General features: G+C 64.8%; 21 protein-coding genes. 5 read left to right on the plus strand and 16 right to left on the minus strand.

Translation table 11 applies throughout. The features are described 5' to 3' along the window. The first annotated feature begins 219 nt into the window (after positions 1–219). The 3 genes from ACYUME_RS20740 (at position 220) to ACYUME_RS20750 (ending at position 3,772) form a co-directional block, all read left to right on the plus strand. The gene (locus ACYUME_RS20740; RefSeq protein WP_279886299.1) at positions 220–1,029 is read left to right on the plus strand and encodes a cytochrome C assembly family protein; all 810 of its coding nucleotides are present in this window, start codon (positions 220–222) and stop codon (positions 1,027–1,029) included. Between the two features lie 9 nt (positions 1,030–1,038). Then, positions 1,039–2,226 (plus strand): transporter associated domain-containing protein, encoded by a 1,188-nt coding sequence (locus tag ACYUME_RS20745; RefSeq protein ID WP_279886301.1) that lies wholly within the window; start codon positions 1,039–1,041, stop codon positions 2,224–2,226. 241 nt (positions 2,227–2,467) lie between these two features. After that, a complete protein-coding gene (locus ACYUME_RS20750) occupies positions 2,468–3,772 on the plus strand; it encodes an MFS transporter (RefSeq protein WP_460416622.1) in 1,305 nt (434 codons plus the stop codon). A 135-nt stretch (positions 3,773–3,907) separates the two neighbouring features. On the opposite strand, the gene purT is transcribed toward ACYUME_RS20750, so the two are convergent. The 5 genes from purT to ACYUME_RS20775 all read right to left on the minus strand — a co-directional run bounded on the left by purT (position 3,908) and on the right by ACYUME_RS20775 (position 7,105). Next, on the minus strand, positions 3,908–5,089 hold the full coding sequence (gene purT / locus ACYUME_RS20755; RefSeq protein WP_279886304.1) for a formate-dependent phosphoribosylglycinamide formyltransferase: 1,182 nt from the start codon (positions 5,087–5,089) through the stop codon (positions 3,908–3,910). A 74-nt stretch (positions 5,090–5,163) separates the two neighbouring features. After that, complete coding sequence (locus tag ACYUME_RS20760; protein ID WP_279886305.1) at positions 5,164–5,631, minus strand: VUT family protein; 468 nt, start codon at positions 5,629–5,631, stop codon at positions 5,164–5,166. Between the two features lie 119 nt (positions 5,632–5,750). Beyond that, positions 5,751–5,948, minus strand: a complete 198-nt coding sequence (locus ACYUME_RS20765; RefSeq protein WP_279886307.1) for a DUF1289 domain-containing protein — start codon at positions 5,946–5,948, stop codon at positions 5,751–5,753. After that, the gene (locus tag ACYUME_RS20770) at positions 5,938–6,462 is read right to left on the minus strand and encodes a gamma carbonic anhydrase family protein (protein ID WP_460416625.1); all 525 of its coding nucleotides are present in this window, start codon (positions 6,460–6,462) and stop codon (positions 5,938–5,940) included. Before ACYUME_RS20770 ends, ACYUME_RS20765 begins: the two co-directional genes overlap by 11 nt. A 43-nt stretch (positions 6,463–6,505) precedes the next feature. Then, positions 6,506–7,105: a CoA pyrophosphatase gene (locus ACYUME_RS20775; RefSeq protein ID WP_279886310.1), complete on the minus strand. Its 600-nt coding sequence runs from the start codon at positions 7,103–7,105 to the stop codon at positions 6,506–6,508. A 136-nt stretch (positions 7,106–7,241) separates the two neighbouring features. On the opposite strand from ACYUME_RS20775, the gene ACYUME_RS20780 reads away from it, so the two are divergent. Further along, positions 7,242–7,796, plus strand: coding sequence for an NUDIX hydrolase (locus ACYUME_RS20780; RefSeq protein ID WP_279886312.1), 555 nt, complete (start codon positions 7,242–7,244; stop codon positions 7,794–7,796). Positions 7,797–7,816: 20 nt separating this feature from the next. After that, positions 7,817–8,380, plus strand: coding sequence for a L,D-transpeptidase family protein (locus tag ACYUME_RS20785; protein ID WP_279886314.1), 564 nt, complete (start codon positions 7,817–7,819; stop codon positions 8,378–8,380). Positions 8,381–8,383: 3 nt separating this feature from the next. Here ACYUME_RS20785 and ACYUME_RS20790 read toward each other — a convergent pair whose 3' ends face one another. The 11 genes from ACYUME_RS20790 to gspF form a co-directional block, all read right to left on the minus strand. After that, complete coding sequence (locus ACYUME_RS20790; protein ID WP_279886315.1) at positions 8,384–9,481, minus strand: type VI immunity family protein; 1,098 nt, start codon at positions 9,479–9,481, stop codon at positions 8,384–8,386. Then, positions 9,474–10,784, minus strand: coding sequence for a VRR-NUC domain-containing protein (locus ACYUME_RS20795; RefSeq protein ID WP_460416628.1), 1,311 nt, complete (start codon positions 10,782–10,784; stop codon positions 9,474–9,476). The genes ACYUME_RS20790 and ACYUME_RS20795 overlap by 8 nt, the downstream gene beginning before the upstream one ends. Positions 10,785–10,802: 18 nt before the next feature. Continuing rightward, positions 10,803–13,160 (minus strand): type VI secretion system Vgr family protein, encoded by a 2,358-nt coding sequence (locus tag ACYUME_RS20800; protein ID WP_460416630.1) that lies wholly within the window; start codon positions 13,158–13,160, stop codon positions 10,803–10,805. Between the two features lie 217 nt (positions 13,161–13,377). Beyond that, complete coding sequence (locus tag ACYUME_RS20805; protein WP_460416632.1) at positions 13,378–14,025, minus strand: hypothetical protein; 648 nt, start codon at positions 14,023–14,025, stop codon at positions 13,378–13,380. Further along, complete coding sequence (gene gspM, locus ACYUME_RS20810) at positions 14,022–14,396, minus strand: type II secretion system protein GspM (protein ID WP_279888437.1); 375 nt, start codon at positions 14,394–14,396, stop codon at positions 14,022–14,024. The genes ACYUME_RS20805 and gspM overlap by 4 nt, the downstream gene beginning before the upstream one ends. Next, positions 14,393–15,457 carry a type II secretion system protein GspL gene (locus tag ACYUME_RS20815; protein WP_460416633.1) on the minus strand — a complete coding sequence of 355 codons (1,065 nt, stop codon included), beginning with the start codon at positions 15,455–15,457 and terminating at the stop codon, positions 14,393–14,395. Before ACYUME_RS20815 ends, gspM begins: the two co-directional genes overlap by 4 nt. Beyond that, the gene (locus ACYUME_RS20820; protein ID WP_460416634.1) at positions 15,454–16,044 is read right to left on the minus strand and encodes a prepilin-type N-terminal cleavage/methylation domain-containing protein; all 591 of its coding nucleotides are present in this window, start codon (positions 16,042–16,044) and stop codon (positions 15,454–15,456) included. Before ACYUME_RS20820 ends, ACYUME_RS20815 begins: the two co-directional genes overlap by 4 nt. Next, the gene (locus ACYUME_RS20825; RefSeq protein ID WP_460416635.1) at positions 16,041–16,409 is read right to left on the minus strand and encodes a type II secretion system protein; all 369 of its coding nucleotides are present in this window, start codon (positions 16,407–16,409) and stop codon (positions 16,041–16,043) included. Before ACYUME_RS20825 ends, ACYUME_RS20820 begins: the two co-directional genes overlap by 4 nt. After that, complete coding sequence (gene gspH, locus ACYUME_RS20830) at positions 16,406–16,840, minus strand: type II secretion system minor pseudopilin GspH (RefSeq protein WP_460419409.1); 435 nt, start codon at positions 16,838–16,840, stop codon at positions 16,406–16,408. Before gspH ends, ACYUME_RS20825 begins: the two co-directional genes overlap by 4 nt. Before the next feature lie 109 nt (positions 16,841–16,949). Further along, on the minus strand, positions 16,950–17,384 hold the full coding sequence (gene gspG / locus ACYUME_RS20835; protein WP_279888432.1) for a type II secretion system major pseudopilin GspG: 435 nt from the start codon (positions 17,382–17,384) through the stop codon (positions 16,950–16,952). Between the two features lie 14 nt (positions 17,385–17,398). Then, a complete protein-coding gene (gspF, locus tag ACYUME_RS20840; protein WP_460416638.1) occupies positions 17,399–18,595 on the minus strand; it encodes a type II secretion system inner membrane protein GspF in 1,197 nt (398 codons plus the stop codon). Positions 18,596–18,597: the final 2 nt, after the last annotated feature.

Raw genomic sequence — 18,597 nt, forward strand, 5'->3', positions numbered from 1 at the left:
GGACCGCTGGATATTCGGTGGCCATGCCGGCCTGATTCGCGGGTAAACCCGCTCCCACAAAGATCGCGTATGCCCCTGTAGGAGCGGGTTTACCCGCGAAGAGGCCGGCATATGGGGCACAAGTCGCCCGCCAGGCACCGGAGCAAGGCTTCCTGGTCTTCCTTGCCCACCGCGATCTATGCCAAACTCCGTCCCTTTAGGGCTTGCCTGCCAGGACTTATGTTCTCTTCACCCAGCCTCATCCCCAATCTGATCGCCGCCTTCCTTTATCTGGCCGCGACCGTCTATCAGGCCACCGGCCTGGCCCGTGGCGCCCGCGCCGACAAACGGCTGCTTGGCCTGCTCGGCACCCTGGCGGTCGCCGCCCAGGGTGGCGCCCTGTTCTTCCAGCTGATCACCCCGCTGGGCCTGAGCCTGGACTTCTTCAGCGCCGCCAGCCTGATCGCCGCGGCAGTGATCGGTCTCACGCTCCTGGCCTGCCTGAGCATCCCGGTGGAAAACCTGCTGGTGCTGCTGTTCCCGCTCGGCGCGGTGACCGCGCTGCTGGCCCAGTTCGCGCCACCCGGCACGGCACCGCTGATCAACGAAGAACCGGGCATCCTCGCGCATATCCTGCTGTCGATCCTGGCCTATGGCCTGTTCACCATCGCCGTGTTCCAGGCTCTGCTGCTGTTGCTCCAGGACCACCAGCTCAAGCACAAGCACCCGTCCGGGTTGATCCGCAACTTCCCGCCGTTGCAGACCATGGAAAGCCTGTTGTTCGGTTTCCTGTGGGCGGGCTGGGTGCTGCTGTCGCTGTCGCTGGTTTCCGGCTGGCTGTTCCTCGACAACCTGTTCGCCCAGCACCTGGTGCACAAGACGCTGCTGGCCTGCGTGGCCTGGATCGTGTTCAGCGTGCTGCTGTGGGGCCGTACCCGCCTGGGCTGGCGCGGCCACAAGGCGATCCGCTGGACCCTGGCCGGCTTCTGCCTGCTGATGCTGGCCTACTTCGGCAGCAAGCTGGTCCGCGAATTCATCCTGCACATCTGACGGCCGCCCATGGACACCCTGCCGTACGCCCCATTGCTCGGCATCATCGCACTGGCCCTGCTGTGGTCGGCACTGTTTACCGCGGTGGATGCCGCCCGCCAGCAGCTCAACGGCCAGGCGGACCCCGCCCTGCCCGCCCAGGGCCTGGTGCTCGGCGCCAGCCTCGGCAAGCTGCTGGTACTGGGCCTGGCCTGCCTGATCGGCCAGCGCTACAGCGGCGAGCATGGCTTCTGGTTGGCCGGCCTTGGCGCCGCCCTTGGCCTGCTGGTGCTCGCCGAGTACCTGCCGCGCCGCCTGGCCCGACGCAACCCGCAGTCCTTCCTGAGCCTGGGCGGTAACCTGCTGAGACTGCCACTGGCGCTGCTGCAGCCGCCAGCTTGCCTGCTCGATGGTTGCGCCCGGCTGATCCTGCGCCCGTTCCGCGTGCAGCCGAGCGCCGTGGCCCTGCATCCGCAGCAAGATGACGAAGCCGATGAAGATGCCACCGGCGATATGCCACGCCCCGGCCTGCTGGATGGCCTGCAGGCGCTGGACAAGATCACCGTCAACGACATCCTGGTACCGCGCAACGAGGTCGACGGCGTCAATCTCGACGACCCCATCGAACGCATCATCGAGCAGTTGATCGTCAGCCGCCACACACGCCTGCCGGTCTACCACAACGACATCAACCAGGTCGAAGCGGTGCTCAACACCAAACTGATCAGCCACCTGCTGCCGCGGGCCGAGCTGACCCTGGAGAAGCTCCGGGCGGCCTGCTACGAGCCCTACTTCGTCCCCGAGAGCACCCCGCTGCAGATGCAGTTGCTGAACTTCCACAAGCAGCAGCGGCGCATGGGCGTGGTGGTGGACGAGTACGGCGAAGTGCTGGGCATCGTCACCCTGGAAGACATTCTCGAAGAGATCGTCGGCGAGTTCGAGGACGAGCACAGCCTCGACAACCCCCATGTCCACCCTCAGCCCGATGGACGCTTCGTCATCGAAGGCACCGCATCGCTGCGCGAGATCAATCGCACGCTCGGCTGGCACCTGCCCTGCGACGGCGGGCCGAAAACCCTCAACGGCCTGGTCACCGAAGCCCTGGAAAGCATCCCGGCAAGCGCGGTGTGCCTGAAAATCGGCCGTTACCGCCTGGAGATCCTCGAGACCGAGGACAACTGCGCCAGCAAGGTACTGGTCTGGACCGTGACTCGATAGCTATACTCGGTCCACGCTTACCCAGCCCTGCCGTCCGCCTGCTACCCGCACCCGGCGCCCCACGGCCAGTCCGCACCACCGACATGCCCCGCGGTCCTGCTTCGACACCCTGAACAGCACCCGTTCCTCCCCTATCCCTTGGGCTATCGTCAGTCGGGCGACCAACAACAATACGCTCCGGCTCCCGTGTGCCCGTCACATGGGCCGTGCCCCATGGAGCATGACTGTCAGGGACCTTCGCATGACTACCAGCAGCACCTACGCCGAACCTGCCTCGGCGACCCCGGTCAATTCTCCGGCCCGGGTGGCCACCGCCAGCTTCATCGGCACCGCCATCGAGTTCTACGATTTCTACGTCTACGCCACCGCCGCCGCGCTGGTGATCGGCCCGGTGTTCTTTCCCTCCGGATCGGGCACCGCGCAGATGCTCGCGGCGTTCCTCACCTTCGGCATCGCCTTTCTCGCCCGACCGCTGGGCTCGGCGCTGTTCGGCCACTTCGGCGACCGTATCGGGCGCAAATCGACCCTGGTCGCCTCACTGCTGCTGATGGGTGTCTCCACCACACTGATCGGTGTGCTGCCCGGCTACGACAGCATCGGCGTATGGGCGCCGATCATCCTCTGCGTGCTGCGCTTCGGCCAGGGCCTGGGGCTGGGTGGCGAATGGGGTGGCGCGGCACTGTTGGCCACCGAGAACGCACCCGAGGGCAAGCGCGCCTGGTTCGGCATGTTCCCGCAACTTGGCCCGTCGATCGGCTTCCTCGCCGCCAACGGCCTGTTCCTCACCCTGGCCCTGGTGCTCAGCGATGAGCAGTTCCGTGAATGGGGCTGGCGCATTCCGTTCCTGCTCAGTGCCGCCCTGGTGCTGGTTGGCCTGTATGTGCGCCTGAAACTGGAGGAGAGCCCGGTGTTCGCCAAGGCGGTCGCCCGCCACGAGCGGGTGAAGATGCCGGTGGTCGATCTGTTCGCCCGGTACTGGCTGCCCACCTTGCTGGGGGCCGCGGCCATGGTGGTGTGCTACGCGCTGTTCTATATCTCCACGGTGTTCTCGCTCAGCTATGGCGTGACCACCCTGGGCTACAGCCGCGAGACCTTCCTCGGCCTGCTGTGCTTCGCCGTGGTCTTCATGGCCCTGGCCACGCCGCTGTCGGCCTGGCTCAGCGACCGCTACGGGCGCAAGCCGGTGCTGGTGGTCGGCGGCCTGCTGGCGATCGCCTCGGGCTTCACCATGGAACCGCTGCTGACCTCGGGCTCGACCACGGGCGTGGCGCTGTTCCTGGCCATCGAGCTGTTCCTGATGGGGGTGACCTTCGCGCCGATGGGCGCGCTGCTGCCGGAGCTGTTCCCGACCCATGTGCGCTATACCGGCGCCTCGGCTGCCTACAACCTGGGCGGCATCGTCGGCGCCTCGGCGGCACCGTTCTTTGCCCAGAAGCTGGTGAGCATGGGGGGATTGAGCTGGGTGGGGGGATATGTGTCGGTGGCGGCGGTGATCAGTCTGATTGCCGTGTTGTGTCTCAAAGAAACCCGTAATACAGAGCTTTGAACCCTTGGGCTGCTTTGCAGCCCTTTCCGACCGGTCCGACGTCTCGGCAAGGCCGCCCCTACAGGGGTTATGCGATCCCTGTAGGAGCGGCCTTGTGTCGCGAAAGGGGCGCAAGGCGCCCCCAGCAATCTCAGATCAGAACTCGACCTTGACCGCCTGCGAAGCACGAGTAGCCTTGGCCCGGGCGGCCTCGACCGACTCGTCGCGCGCCAGGCACACGCCCATGCGGCGGGTGCCGTTGATCTCCGGCTTGCCGAACAGGCGAATGGCGGTATCCGGTTCGCTCAGGGCGGCGCCGAGGTTGGCGAAGCTGGTCTGCTGCGACTGGCCTTGCGGCAGGATCACCGCCGAGGCCGACGGGCCGAACTGGCGCACCACCGGGATCGGCAGGCCGAGAATGGCCCGGGCATGCAGGGCGAACTGCGACAGGTCCTGGGAAATCAGGGTCACCAGACCGGTGTCGTGCGGACGCGGCGAGACCTCGCTGAACCACACCTGGTCGCCCTTGACGAACAACTCCACGCCGAACAGGCCACGGCCACCCAGCGCATCGGTGACCGCCTGCGCCACGCGCTGCGACTCGGCCAGCGCCTTCGGGCTCATCGCCTGGGGCTGCCAGGACTCCTGGTAATCGCCCTTCTCCTGGCGGTGCCCGACCGGCTCGAGGAAGGTGGTACCACCGACATGGCGCACGGTCAGCAAAGTGATCTCGTACTCGAAGTCGATGAAACCCTCGATGATCACCCGACCCTTGCCGGCGCGGCCACCCTCCTGGGCATAGTCCCAGGCCTTCTGCAGGTCGTCGGCGCTGCGCAGCAGGCTCTGGCCCTTGCCCGAGGAACTCATCACCGGCTTGACCACGCACGGGTAACCCAGGTCCGCGACCGCTTTGCTGTAATCCTCGAAGGTATCGGCGAAGTGGTACGGCGAGGTCGGCAGGTCCAGCTCCTCGGCGGCCAGGCGGCGGATGCCTTCGCGGTTCATGGTCAGCTGGGTGGCGCGGGCCGTGGGCACCACATTGAAACCCTCGTTCTCCAGCTCCACCAGGGTGGCGGTGGCGATGGCCTCGATTTCGGGCACGATGTAGTGCGGCTTCTCCGCTTCGATCACCGCGCGCAGGGCGACGCCGTCGAGCATGTTGATCACGTGGCTGCGGTGCGCGACCTGCATGGCTGGCGCATTGGCGTAGCGGTCCACGGCAATCACCTCGACGCCCAGGCGCTGCAGCTCGATCACCACTTCCTTGCCCAGCTCGCCGCAGCCGCACAACAGTACACGGGTCGCGGTGGGCGACAATGGGGTTCCGATACGGGTCATTTCAGGTCCTCGAAGGCGTCCGGGGCCGCGCCACGCTGGCTGCCGCCCGCTGAAAAATGGACCGGTATTCTACATCAGGATGTGGCTACTGCGCGCCGTGCCCGCCAGGCCATGATCAACCAGACCGCCGTGACCCCGGCGAATTTCGAGGCCAGCGCCGTGCCGATCACCGCCGGGGTCAGCGCGCCGATCATGCCGAAGAAGATGAAGGTATCCACCGGAATGCTCAGCGCTGAGCTCAGCCACAGGCGGTCGCGCAGGGGCCGGCGGGTGACGCTGAACACCAGCCAGTCGATCAGTTCGGAGACGAAGAACGCGGTGGCGCTGGCCAAAGCGATGGCCGGCTCCGAGGTCACGTAGGACAGCACCAACGCCACCAGCATGGCCAGCAACGCGCCATGGCCGTAGCGGGTCTGCACCATGTCGCGCAGGATGAACACCAGTCCGCCCCAGGCGGACCAGATCACGTCCAGGTGCGGTGCGCTGGAAAAGGCGTAGTTGATCAGCACCACGCTGCTGATGTAGGCGATGAGATAGAACATGGTCTGTGTGTTTGGTGGGCAAGCCGCACAGATTAGCGCCAGCTTCTTCGCGGGTAAACCCGCTCCCACAGCCAGAGACAGCGAGGATCCTGTGGGAGCGGGTTTGCCCGCGAAGAGGCCTACAGCCCGATGATCAGCCCCGCCGCCACCGCCCGCGCATGGCAAAGCGCAAGCACGGCACGGCGCTCGGCGTTGTCCATCCGCCCCCAGCGGCTGATCTCGTCCACCGTGCGCTGGCAGCCCGTGCAGATGTCCTGCTCGTCCAGCGCGCAGACGCTGACACAGGGCGAGGCCACCGGCCGTTCGTCAGTCTTCATCGATCACCAACTCGCGCGCGTAACGCCTGGCGTTTTCCACATAGTGCGCGGCACTGGCCTCGAGCATGCGCATCTGTTGCTCGCTGAGCTCGCGCACCACCTTGCCTGGCGAGCCCATCACCAGCGAACCGTCGGGGATCTCCTTGCCTTCGGGGATCAGCGCATTGGCGCCGATGATGCAGTGCCTGCCGATGCGCGCGCCGTTGAGGATCACCGCGTTGATGCCGATCAGGCTGTAGTCGCCCACCGTGCAGCCATGCAGCATGGCGTTGTGGCCGATGGTCACGCCCTTGCCGATGGTCAGCGGCGAGCCCATGTCGGTGTGCATCACCGTGCCATCCTGGACGTTGCTGTCCTCGCCGATGTCGATCAGCTCGTTGTCGCCGCGCAGCACCGCGCCGAACCACACGCTGGCACGCGCCTGCAGACGCACCCTGCCGATCAGGGTGGCGTTGGGCGCGGTCCAGCTCTCGGGATGGGTCTCGACCCGCAGGTCGCCCAGGCGGTATTTCATGTATCGCTCCTCACGGTTGCGTCGATGGCGGGGTGAGCCCCGCTCAGTTCTGGATGAAACGCTCGGGTGGCTGGTGCAGGCTGATGCCGGCATCGAACAGCAGGTTGACCAGCTCGACGATCATGATCGCCGACAAGCCCCAGATCTTGTAGTCGCCATAGCGATAACTGGGCACGTACCAACTGCGGCCCTGATAGTCGATACGGTGGGTATGGTCGCGCGGGTCCTGGCGGAAAAACGCCAGCGGCACGCTGAACACGGCGGCGATTTCCGCGTCGTTGGCGCGGTACTCGACATAATCGGGAATCAAGCCGACGAATGGCACCACCTTCAGGCCGTGCAGCGAGACCAGTGGACTGAGCGGTCCAAGCACCTCCACCAGGCCGGGCGGCAGGCCGATTTCCTCTTCCGCTTCACGCAGGGCGGTGAACACCAGGTCAGGGTCTTCCGGATCGCGTCGACCACCAGGGAATGCCACTTCTCCACCGTGGGTGGACAGGCCCTTGGCCCGTAGCGTCAAGACCAGCTCCGGCTCGTCGCTGCGGGTGATGGGCAGCAGCACCGCCGCCTCGGGAAAGCGGCGGTCCACCTCCAGCGATGCCGGGGTGTGGTTGCTCATTCGGCGAAGAAGCTCGTCCAGCATTACGCACTCTCGATTCCAAGGCCTGCCCCGCATGATGCACCAAAGCCGCGAGGCACCCAAGCCCCGCCCGTAGGCCGCTTGCGGTGGACGGGTCGAGCGCGCCAAGATAGCCCGACCCCACAGGAATGAATAAAGCATGAAATTCTGCAGCGCGTGCGGCCAACCGGTCACCCAGCGAATTCCCGAAGGCGACAGCCGCCTGCGCTACGTGTGCGAGCATTGCCATACCATTCACTACCAGAACCCCAATATCGTCGCCGGCGTGTTGCCCACCTGGGGCAGCCAGGTGCTGCTGTGTCGCCGCGCCATCGAGCCGCGCCGCGGTTTCTGGACCCTGCCCGCCGGCTTCATGGAGAACGGCGAGACCCTCGACCAGGCCGCCCGTCGCGAAACCGTCGAGGAAGCCTGCGCCCGGGTCGGCGAAACCACGCTCTACCAGCTGTTCGACCTGCCGCACATCAACCAGGTGCATGTGTTCTTTCGCGCCGAGCTCGCCGACCTGGACTTCGCCGTCGGCGTCGAGAGCCTGGAAGTGCGGCTGTTCGAGGAGCACGAAATTCCTTGGAGTGAGCTGGCTTTCCGCACCGTCACACGCACACTAGAATGCTATTATCGCGACCGCATCAGGCAGCACTACCCGATAGGCCATGAATACCTGCCGCCGATGAACGTCTCGTCGTCCACCACCTAAAGTTTTCAGGGATAGGTTTCATGCGCTGGCTGCTTGCCCTCTTCTGCCTCAGTGTCGTCTCGGTGTCGCAAGCGGCCTTCACCGAGACCATCATCCGCCAGACCCCGTCGGCCACCCCGTCGCCGGTCCAGCCAGCCCTCGGCACGCCCCAGCAGGAGCGCATGATCGACAAGGTGCTGGTGATCAAGTCCGAGCGCCGCCTGCAGCTGATCAGCCGAGGCGAACCGCTCAAGACCTACCGTATCTCCCTGGGCAAGCAGCCCAAGGGCGCCAAGGAGCGCGAGGGCGACAAGAAAACGCCCGAGGGCCTGTACTGGCTGGATTGGCGCAAGACCAGCGACCGCTTCAACCTGTCCATGCACATCTCCTACCCCAATATCAGCGACGCGGCCAAGGCCCGGCGTGAAGGCGTGGCGCCCGGCAGCATGATCATGATCCATGGCACACCGATCAACGAGGATTACCCGGAGTGGTATTTCCACACCCTCGACTGGACCGAGGGCTGCATCGCCATGCGCAACGACGACATGCAGGAAGTGTGGAGCATGGTCAAGGACGGCACGCTGATCGAGATTCGGCCCTGAGACTCAGTCGTGGCGGGGCGTGGATGCCACAAAATCATCGAGTATTTTCTTGTTGCTTGCGGCGCGCTCCAGCTCCGCCTTCGATATACGCCTATACGGCACGGGCGTCCTCGGCAGCTCCATTCCAGCCGGCAGGTCGAATCGCCTGATCCAGGCATTGCTGACGAGCGGGTTCATGCGTGGCTCTCCGGCAATCGACCCATAGTGAAATGCCCCTGCATCGGTTACTCGCAACGTCTTGATTGCCTCATTGACTCTCACATACAACGCTGGCCGTTGATCGACGCCTACTTTCCACAACACAGGCCAGTCACCAGCGCGAAACAGCATGCCATCTGCCAGCGACTGTATGTCCACCCTTACGTCATCCAGAGTTGCCAGAAGGGTGTCCTGGGTGCCCAGTGTGCCCATCCATTGGCTATTGATATAGGTGTACCAGTTGAGGTTGCTGTAGCCCGAGCGCCAGCTTGGATTGCCGCGCGGACGAACCACATCCAGCCCTTGATAGGCCATGGCGATCTGGTACTCGATATGCTGGAAGTCTTCCCACTGATAGGTGTGCTGTATGCCTAAACCCGCCGCGGCATGTGAGGGAGCGAGTACTTCGAGCATTTCCTTGAGCAATGACTCGAAACGAGACTTACGCCCTTCGAGGATCTCGTCGATAGGCAGATAGAACCGAATAGTCGTGAAGGTGCCATGAATATCCTCGACCCAGCCGGCAGGTGAGTAACCATCGATCATGTAACTTGCGACCTGCCCGTAACCCGTTTCGCAAGCCCAGCGGAATGCCAGAGGTTCTGCAAACCCGTCTTTCCTCAAATAGGCAAGCGTCGCCATCGCGCTCGCTGGCGAGTAGTCATGCTCCTGCAGGTCATCCGCCCCTGTGTAGCCCCACTTCAATTTTTCACCATGATAACGGCAGTATATTTGCACGGCGTCGGCAATACGCTGACGACCGGCTGACGTGTAAGCCCCCATGACATGAAAAGCCGCGGTAATACCAACATCTATTACCACTTTGCTTTCATCTCGATCATCGACATATAAAAAGTCATTGCGACTTCTTGCAAAACCCTCGAAAAACTCATCATCACTCATAAACATTTACCGCCGCGTTTTCCCAAAGCACATAGGTTTTCTGCAAAGAGGGAAGCTCGTACTCGCTCCAGTTCCGCTCGCGAACGGTACTGCTCTTCGCCCTATCGGGCGCCTCGCTCGCCATTGCAGGTGCTGCTCCCCCAACCGAAGCAGGGACCCACTTGCGCGCCGCTTCTAGGACTGCTCGGAACGTGACCGTCTGACCTGCACTTTGAGCAACCGTGGAGCCAGAAGACAACGCGCTGCCAGGAGCAGCAAGTGCGGCAACGGCAACAGATCCGACTGCCACGAAAGGCGCAGCCAGAACCATTTCCATTCCTGCCACGGACCTTCGATTGCTTGCCTGGGCAGCGTGGCTATCAGTCATCCCGACCCACTGAGGACCTTGGGCCTCAGGCCCCTGAACCCCCAGTAACCGCCTGACCGCGTCATGTTCCGCATCGATACGGGCGACGAGCAGCTTGTTTTTCTCGATACTCATTCGCGAGCCCAGGCGAGTAACCTGCTGGATAGGCTTGTAGACAGGTTCTTTCTCGCTGACCCTTACCCATTCCCGCCATTGTTCTCGGTCGGCGCACTCGCAAGTTTCCGTGTACATGACTCGCAGACCCGCTGGCCCGGCAATGAGTTCATAGGCTTCCTGCTGGGCAGGCGACAGGACATCACCGGGAAATTTCATCTCGATAACAGATTGCAAATTGCCCTGACTGTACTGTGCCACGCCAGGTTCATGGAAAGTTCTCAGCCGGACGATGTCCGGAATCCGCAGCAAGCCTTTGACATGACCACCTTCCAGAATCCTGGTAATTCGACGATCAATGTGGATTCTCTCTCCGTCCTCGAGGTCTTGGCGCGCCAGCATAACTTCCACCTCGCGCTTGTCGAGCAGATCATACTCGAGAAACAAGGCGGACAATCCATCAAGCAACTTGTTGCGCATGAGTGAATATTTCGACAGTGGGAACGTACTGGGGCGGTACGGCTCCTTCAGGCTCATCACCGGGCTGGGCGGACGATGAGCCATGTTGAAGCCGACCTCCCCACAGTAAGGAAACCGGTATTCGAAGTTTTCATTATCCAACCGCGCCCAATACGAAACCCGCCGCTGATACATTGCGCGATTGTCGCCACTACGAACATAGGGAAAGCGCTGAGCGTAGTTGGCCTTCTCGCACAGATACCAGAGATCGGGATGGTCGGTTACAGGAACAACAGCACCCGTCGCAGTCGGCTTTGTGGTTGTCACAACTCTGGAGTTACAAGGACGGCTGGCAACTTTGCGTCCTTCATTTCTATTTTCCATCTTCGACTCCGGGAGTATTCAATCTTTGAAGTCCAACTCCATACCATCAGCTTCATCATCCCAGTAGCTGGCCGAAATTCTTTTACTACGAGCGTCGAGACTCAGCGGAAAAATCTCGAATAACTCTGAAAAGCAGGAATTGAACACGCGTGTTCTGCCGTGCTCGTCAGAGTTCGCACGGAAAATACTTCCATTACTGCGCCTGACCTCATAAGGGTGGTCCACCAAAGGCTGACCAGTCTCGGCATTGATGAGCTGAAAAAACTCCTGAAGGTCACCGGCAGGAGCAACCCCCTCCCCAACCCAGTGAATGCCACCTTGAGATGCTGTCTGGACATTCAACGGGCCGTTGACTTTTATATGAGTCGCCTCTATCGATATGCCACTGTCATCGATAACAATCCGCCCCGAAGGTCCAACCAAGGACAGGCGCCTCCCAGCCTGAATGGTAATATCGGGAGACGTCACCTCAATCGCTTCTCTTGCAGACAGCTGATAACGTCCACCGACCTGGTGAAGCGAGTTGCCGTCTGTCAGGGACTCACGATGACCATTAATTTTCTCATTTAGGTCTCCGCCCACATGGGTCGTTGAGTGGCGCCTGATTATCTGTTCCAGATCACGGTGCGTGGCATCGAACCTGTCTTGTCCAACTTGACTTCTCTGATCACGCCCAACCACAAGCGTCTCATCGTTGCTCACCTGCCCTACGCGGTCATGCCCGACTTCGATACGTTCATCGTGCCCCACACATTCGCTTCGATCGTGCCCTACTCGCGTGGTCTCATCGTGCTTGACCACATTGTTCTGGTCCCGCTCGGCATGGATGAACACCTCCTGGCGCCCCAGCTCATCCTCGAACCTCAACTCGTTGAAGCCATCGCCCTTGTGGGTCTGGCTCTTGATGGTCATGCGCGTCTTGTGCTCGGGCAGGTCGTACGGCGGCAGCTGGTTGCCGCAGTAGGTGCGCCCGGTGATCATCGGCTGGTCGGGGTCGGCGTTGACGTACTGGATGACCACGTCCTGGCCGATCCGTGGAATGGCCATCGCGCCCCAGCTGCCGCCGGCCCAGCCTTGGGAAACGCGCACCCAGCAGGAGCTGAACTCGTTGTCGCGGCTTTCCCGGTCCCAGGGGAAGCTGACCTTGACCCGACCCCACTGGTCGCAATAGATCTCCTCGCCGGGCGGGCCGACCACGGTGGCCATGTGCGGGCCGTCGATGCGTGGCTTGGGCAGCGGCTCGGGGCGCCACTCGGCCATGCCGGGCACCAGCTGCGCGTGCTGCACGTAGTGGCTGCCACGGCTGGCGTCGGCGGCGTCTTCCTGCAGGCTGGTGAACTGGCTACCCTCGTGGCGGATCGTGGCCACCCGCCAATGCACATTGAGGTCGGCCCGCGGGTGGCCGACCAGGGTGAAGCTCAAACCGGGCTGCAGACGCGGGTCGTCGCCCTCGACCTCGGCGATGCGCGCGTCATGGCGCAGGGTGGCGAGGCGGGTCGCGGTGAACGGTTTGCCGACCACGTCGCGCTTGTAGCGGCCGGGGTAGTCGAAGCGCTCGTACTCGTTGGCCCCGGGCGGCACCTCGTAGCTGACGGCGGTGTGCTCCTGGCGGTAGGCGGGGTTGGTGAAGGTGTAGTCGCGCTGCACCTGGCGGGTGCTGCGTACCTGCTCGCTGTAGCGCAGGCGGCGCAGGCACGGGCGCGGTTGGTCGCCGCCGCCGTTGGCGTGGTACAGCACGCTGTGCGGGGCGAGGGCCGGCTCGCCGATGAGGCGGGCAGGGTCTTGATCGTCGTCGCCCCGCGCGATCAGGCCAAAGGCCAGCAGGCGGTCGCTGATCAGCAGCTTGTGGTGCTTTTCGCTGTGCTCGAAGCGGTAGACGAAGCCTTCCTCGGCGGCGAGGCGGGCGAGGAAGGCGAGGTCGGTCTCGCCGGCCTGGACGCAGAACTCACGGACCTGGTGGTCGACGCTGGTGCCCAGTTCGAACTGCACGATGCCCTGGCGGGCGAGCATGAGTTCGAGGATCTGCGGCACGCTCTTGTGCTGGAAGATGCGCCAGTTCGAGCGCAGGGCGGCGCGGACCAGCTGCGGTTCGACCAGGGCGTGGTAGCGGGTGCGGTGAAAGCCGCTGTCGCCCTGGCTGAAGCGGCTGACCAGGCCGTGGACATGGCGCAGCGGGCGCTGGCCGCGCCAGAGGGTGAAGAGCACGGGCTGGTCGAGCAGTTGGCCGAAATCGATGTCGTCCTGGTGGCTGACGAGTTCCAGGTGCAACTGGAAGGGCGTGCTCAGCGCTTCTTCGAGCTTGAACGACACCACTTCGAATGCGGCGCGGCCCACCAGGGGCTGGAAACTGAAGCGCAGGTCCGACTGTCTGGGCATGAACAATATTCTTGGTTGCATGATGGGACAGGTCAGGCGTAGGCACGAACTCCGCATCCGGATGATCCATACCTACGACACAGACAAGAGCAGCCAGACTACGCAGATTGTATTTTTACTTAAACGAACAAGGTGGTGATCATCTGCCCGCAAACACCAGAGCTTTCTTACATCGCAGTTTCAGACTCAAGAAAATCTCCTTGAGATGGCCCCGAGATCACCAGCGTACGTCCCGCTGCCCCGTCAACGCTTCGGTCCCTAGCCACTGCACTCCACGCAACACCGGTGTCAGCGCGGCTTCAGGCTGTACCTCGACCGTCGCCGTCGCCCGACGCCCAAGCAGGTCGGCGTCCAGCACCAGCAGGTGCTGATCCGGCAACTGCAGTTTCCCGGACAGCCGCCAGCCTTCCTGGCAATGCATTTCGAGCGTCCCTCGCCCCAGCCCCAGCGACCAGGGTTCGACCAGTGCCAGGTCGTTCACCGTGACCCGCCCCTGTGCCTGCCGACACTGACGCCCAGCCCCCTGCAGGCGCATCACCCCTTGCCACTGGCCACCCAGGCGCAGCGACTGCGCCACAGTGGGCCATGCCCCCAGGGCCTCGATCTCGGCTTGCCAGTGCCAGGGCCAACCGCCCAAGCGCACCTGCCAGCCCTGCCCCTGAAACCCCAGCCAGACCTGTGCCTGCATGCGCCAAGGGTTCAGGTCCCAGCGCAACGGACCGACCACGCCCAGGCGTGCCGCCTGCCCCTGCCACAGGCTACCCGTGACGCCCTGCAACGGCAGGCCCAGCCAGCGGGCCGGCCACTGGGCCAGCAAGGTCAGGCAGAACACCAGGCACAGCCAGGCACCGGCCCGGCGACTCATGGCAAGACCTGTACATCGAAGCGCAACCCATCCCCTTCGCGCACCAGCCCCCATTGCAGCGGTTGCGCGCCGTCCTCGCGCAATGCCTGCAACCACCCCTGCAGGGCCTGAGGCTCGATGACCTTGCCGCGTACCTGCCAGCTCGCGCCGTCGGGCTGTACCTCGACGATATCGATGTGGCGGGCCTGGGCCGACTGACGCAAGCGCTCCAGGCTCAGCGGCGGCCCCTCGCGCAGCCCCGCCACCGACTCGGCCAAACCGCGCCATTGCGCCCACTCACGCCAGAGGCCCAAGCCTTCGCGCAATGCCAGAAACGCCAGTAGCACGCCCACCAGCCCCCAGGCCAGCCACAGCCGATGACGCCGGCTCACGATGTCGCCCCCAGGTCGAAGACCACGCGATGCGCACCCTCCTCCACCTGCACCGGCGTGCCCAGGGCCGTGGCCATTGCCGACCAGGGCGGCGTGTCCCCTTCGCCCTCGAGCTCAAGGTGCCAACGCTGGCCATCGAAGCGCACCGCCCGCAGCTGCCAGCCGGGATGGCTGCTCAGCCACTCATGCACCTGTACCTGCAACGCTTCGAGTCGACGCAGGCGTACCTCACGCTCACTCTGCTCGTCACGCAGACGCTTGAGAGCCTGGGCGGCCTGACGCGGGGTGGCCGGCGCAGCGGTCACCGCCAAGACCTGCTCGCGGTACAGCTTGGCCTGACGCCATTGCTGCGCGCCCCACATCGCACCCCAGGCCACGGCCAGCACCAGGCAGGCGGTAGCGAGCCGCCACTGCGACACGGCCAGTTGCGGGCGCGGTCGGGCACGGCGGTTTTCGAACAAGGCAGGCACACGGTCAAGATCGGCCAGCGCCGATGGCCAGGTCCCCTCCAGGGTTTCCGGCGCGCGCTCCTGCCAATCCAACGGCGGCTCGATATCCAACATTCGAGGCCAGGCCAACCAATGTGCCCGGCCATCACTGCCGATGCCTGTACACAGGGTCGTCTCGCCACGACGCCAGACATTGTCTCGCTCAGGCAGCAGCTGGAATTCCACCCAGCAGCGCTCCACCTGCAAGGCCCACGCATCGCATTGGGCACGCCACTCGTCCAGCCAGCGTCGCGCCAGCACCGCCAGACGCAACTGGCCGGGCGTACGCCCGACACAAGCGCAGTAGACCTCATCCACCGCCTGCGCCAGCCTGTCTTCGAGCAGCAAAGGCCACTCCTCGCGCTTGAGCCCGGGCGGCGCGGGCACCTGGAAGTGACTGCAGTGCTCGGCAGGCACGATCAGGGCGACGCGTGCGCCCAGCCCGGCAGGTGGTTGGCCCTGTCCAGCCTGTACCGCCTGGCCGCGCTCGACCAGCAACCAGTCCCAAGTCACACCTGGGCGCAGCAGCAGCCAGGGTTGCGGTGACGCCCGGCGACGCCATTCAAGCTTCATGATCGCCCCCAGGGCAGAACGAAGGTACAGACATAGGGTGCTCCATCACGCACAAGCTCCACGCGCACACCACGCCCAGGGTGCGCCGATTGATCGGAAGGCCAGGCCAGCCAGCGACCGGACTGGTGGTAGAGGATGCTCAGGGCACTGACCCGCTCCAACCGCTCGCGCACCAGCCACTGGGGCATCGCGGCGGCATACAGGTCAGCCGAGGTCTCCAGCAGCAGCCGTTGCTCGCGGGGCTCGAAACGCAGGCGCTGGCGCTGCAGGCGCGAGCCACCTTCGGCCTGCGGCCAGGCGGCGGCGGCGACCCACAACAGTTGCTGGCGATCGGGTTGCCAGTCGAGCCAGCGCGGCGCCAGCGGCAGGCGCTGTTCATACAGGCGACGCAGCACCGGGCTGTCGAAGCGCCGCTCCAGGGCCAGGCAGAAATCCAGCACCCCGGTTTCACGCACCTGTTGGTCGAGCCGCTCGCGCACCTTCAGCCAACCGTTGACCAGCGCCGACAGCAACACCCCGAGCAAGGCGGTGAGGGCCAGGGCCACCAGCAGTTCGATCAGGGTCATGCCCGCCTGGCGCCGCTTCATGGCCGCTCCAGGAAAACGGTGTACTGCCCCAGCGGCAGGCGCTGGTCGCGATCGGCATGCAGCAGCAGCTCGCCACGGCGCAGGTCGCGCACCCCGGTACGGCGCAACTGCAGCTGCCAATGGCAGGCCTGCCCGCCCTCGACCAGCACACCGCTGTTCTGGTTGGTCGCCGGCCAGTACTGCTCGACCGCAAAACGCGCCTGCAGCTCGCGGGCGCACAGCAGGCCCAGGCGATGCTGCTGCACGGTGTCCTGCACGGCCAGGCGCTGGCGCAGGACCTGGCTGGTGATCACCGCCAGGACTGCGGCGATGCCCAAGGCCACGCTTACCTCCAGCAAGGTGAACCCGCGTTGCTCGCGTTTCATGGCATCACACTCACGCGCAACTGGCCGCTGCGATCCCAGTCCCAACGCCGGCCGCCCTCGGCCCAGCGCCAGCGCACAGTGCCCGGGCGGGCCCAGCCATCGGGGGTGAACAGCAGCGCGGGAGCCTGGCTGGCTGGCCAGTCCGGGCGCAGGCCCTTGGGCCAATCGCCCAAGGCCACGGATTCCACCTGCCATTGATCACCTTGGCGGCGCACGAACTCAGGCCGCTGACCGTTCCAGCGTATCCCCCGCAGTTGCCCGGCATGGCGCGCCAGGTCGGCTTGAGCCACGGTGGCGGCGGCCAGGCGGTCGAGGGTCTGGTCGACGCTGCTCCTGCCGCTGTCGAGCCAGGCCACCGCCAGGCTGGTCATCAGCGCGGCGATGGCCAGCACCACCAGCAGTTCAAGCAGGCTGAAACCACGCTGTTGGATCGCGACAGCGTGGGAGCGGGCTTGCCCCGCGATGGCGGTAGCATGGCCAACATCGCCATCGCGGGGCAAGCCCGCTCCCACGCAGTTGCACTCACTTCGGGCAGACACTTCAGAGCGCCCAGTTGCCCAGGTCGGCATCGAGCCCTTCACCACCCGGCACACCGTCGGCGCCCAGCGAATAGACATCGACCCGGCCATGCTCGCCGGGCATGCGGTACTGATACGGCGTGCCCCACGGATCCTCCGGCAGGCGACGGATATAGCCATCGCTGCGCCAACTGCGCGGCAGCGGTTCCTGGGTCGGTTTCTTCGCCAGCGCCGCCAGGCCCTGTTCGTTGCTGGGGAAGCGCAGGTTGTCCAGGCGGTACATGTCCAGCGCCTGCTCCAGGGTCGCAAGGTCGGCCATGACCTTCTGCTTCATGGCCTTGTCCTGGTTGCCCAGCACGCTGGGCGCGACCACGGCGATCAGCAGGCCGATGATGAAGATCACCACCATGATTTCCATCAGCGTGAAACCACGTTGGCGGGTGCGTCGTCGTTGCATGAGAGGTCTCCTTGTCACAGTTGCAATCCCTGGTTGAGCTGCATGATCGGCAGCAGCACCGCCAGCACGATGAACAGCACCACCGCGCCCATGACCAGGATCATCAGCGGTTCGAACAGCGCCATGGCGGTGTCCACCTGGCGGGCGAAGCCGCGCTCCTGGTCATCGGCCACGCGCTCGAGCATGTCGGCCAGGGTGCCGCTGGCCTCGCCGCTGCCGACCATGTTCACCAGCAGCGGCGGAAACTGGCCGGCGCCGTCCAGCGCCCGGTGCAGGCTGGTGCCGCCCTGCACCTGCTGTCGTACCTGCGCCATGGCGGCGCGGATACGCAGGTTGCCGACCGTCTCGGTGGCCACCTGCAAGGCTTCGAGCAAGGCCACGCCACTGCCGCAGAGAATCGCCAGGCTGCGCGCCAGGCGCGCGCTCTCCAGCACCTGCAACACCGCACCGACACGCGGCAGGCGCAGCAACAGGTCGTCGCGGCGCAGGCACCAGTGCGGCTTGCGCAGCAGCCAGCCGCTGGCCACGGTCAGCCCGATCGCCAGCACCAGCAGGTACGGCCCGGCATGGACCAGCCCCTGGCTGATGCCGATCAGCAGCGAAGTAATCAGCGGCAGGCTCTGCCCGGAATGGGCGAACTGCTCGGTGAGCTTGGGCACCACGAAGGTCATCAGGCCAATCACCACCGCCAGCGACACGCCCATCAGCACCACCGGATAGATCAGCGCGGTGCGCGCCTTGTGGCGCTGACGCTGGACTTGCTCCAGGTGATCGGCCAGGCGCGCCAGCACCTGGCCCAGGCGTCCCGAGCGCTCGCCGGCCTCGACCAGCGCGCAGTACAGCCCGGTGAACGGCGCGCCTTGGCGTGCCAGGCTACGGGCCAGCCCCAGGCCTTCAGCGAGGGAACCACGCAGGGTCACCAGCACCGCATGCAGGGCTGGCTGGCGCAGTTGCCGCTCCAGCGTCGCGAGGGCATCGACCAGTGGGATGCCGGCACCGATCAGGGTCGCCAGCTGGCGGGTCAGCTCGCACAGCTGGGCGCGGGTCAGCCGCTGGCGACGGGGCTGCGCGCGGTCATGGCGCTGCAACTGCCGGGCGAACAGGCCCTGCTCGCGCAACAACTGGCGCGCATGCCGCTCGCTGTCGGCCTGCACGCTGGCCTTGTGCGCCTTGCCGTTCATGTCCACGGCCTGGTAGCGATAGGTCGGCATGC

This window comes from Pseudomonas sp. microsymbiont 2, assembly GCF_054788395.1.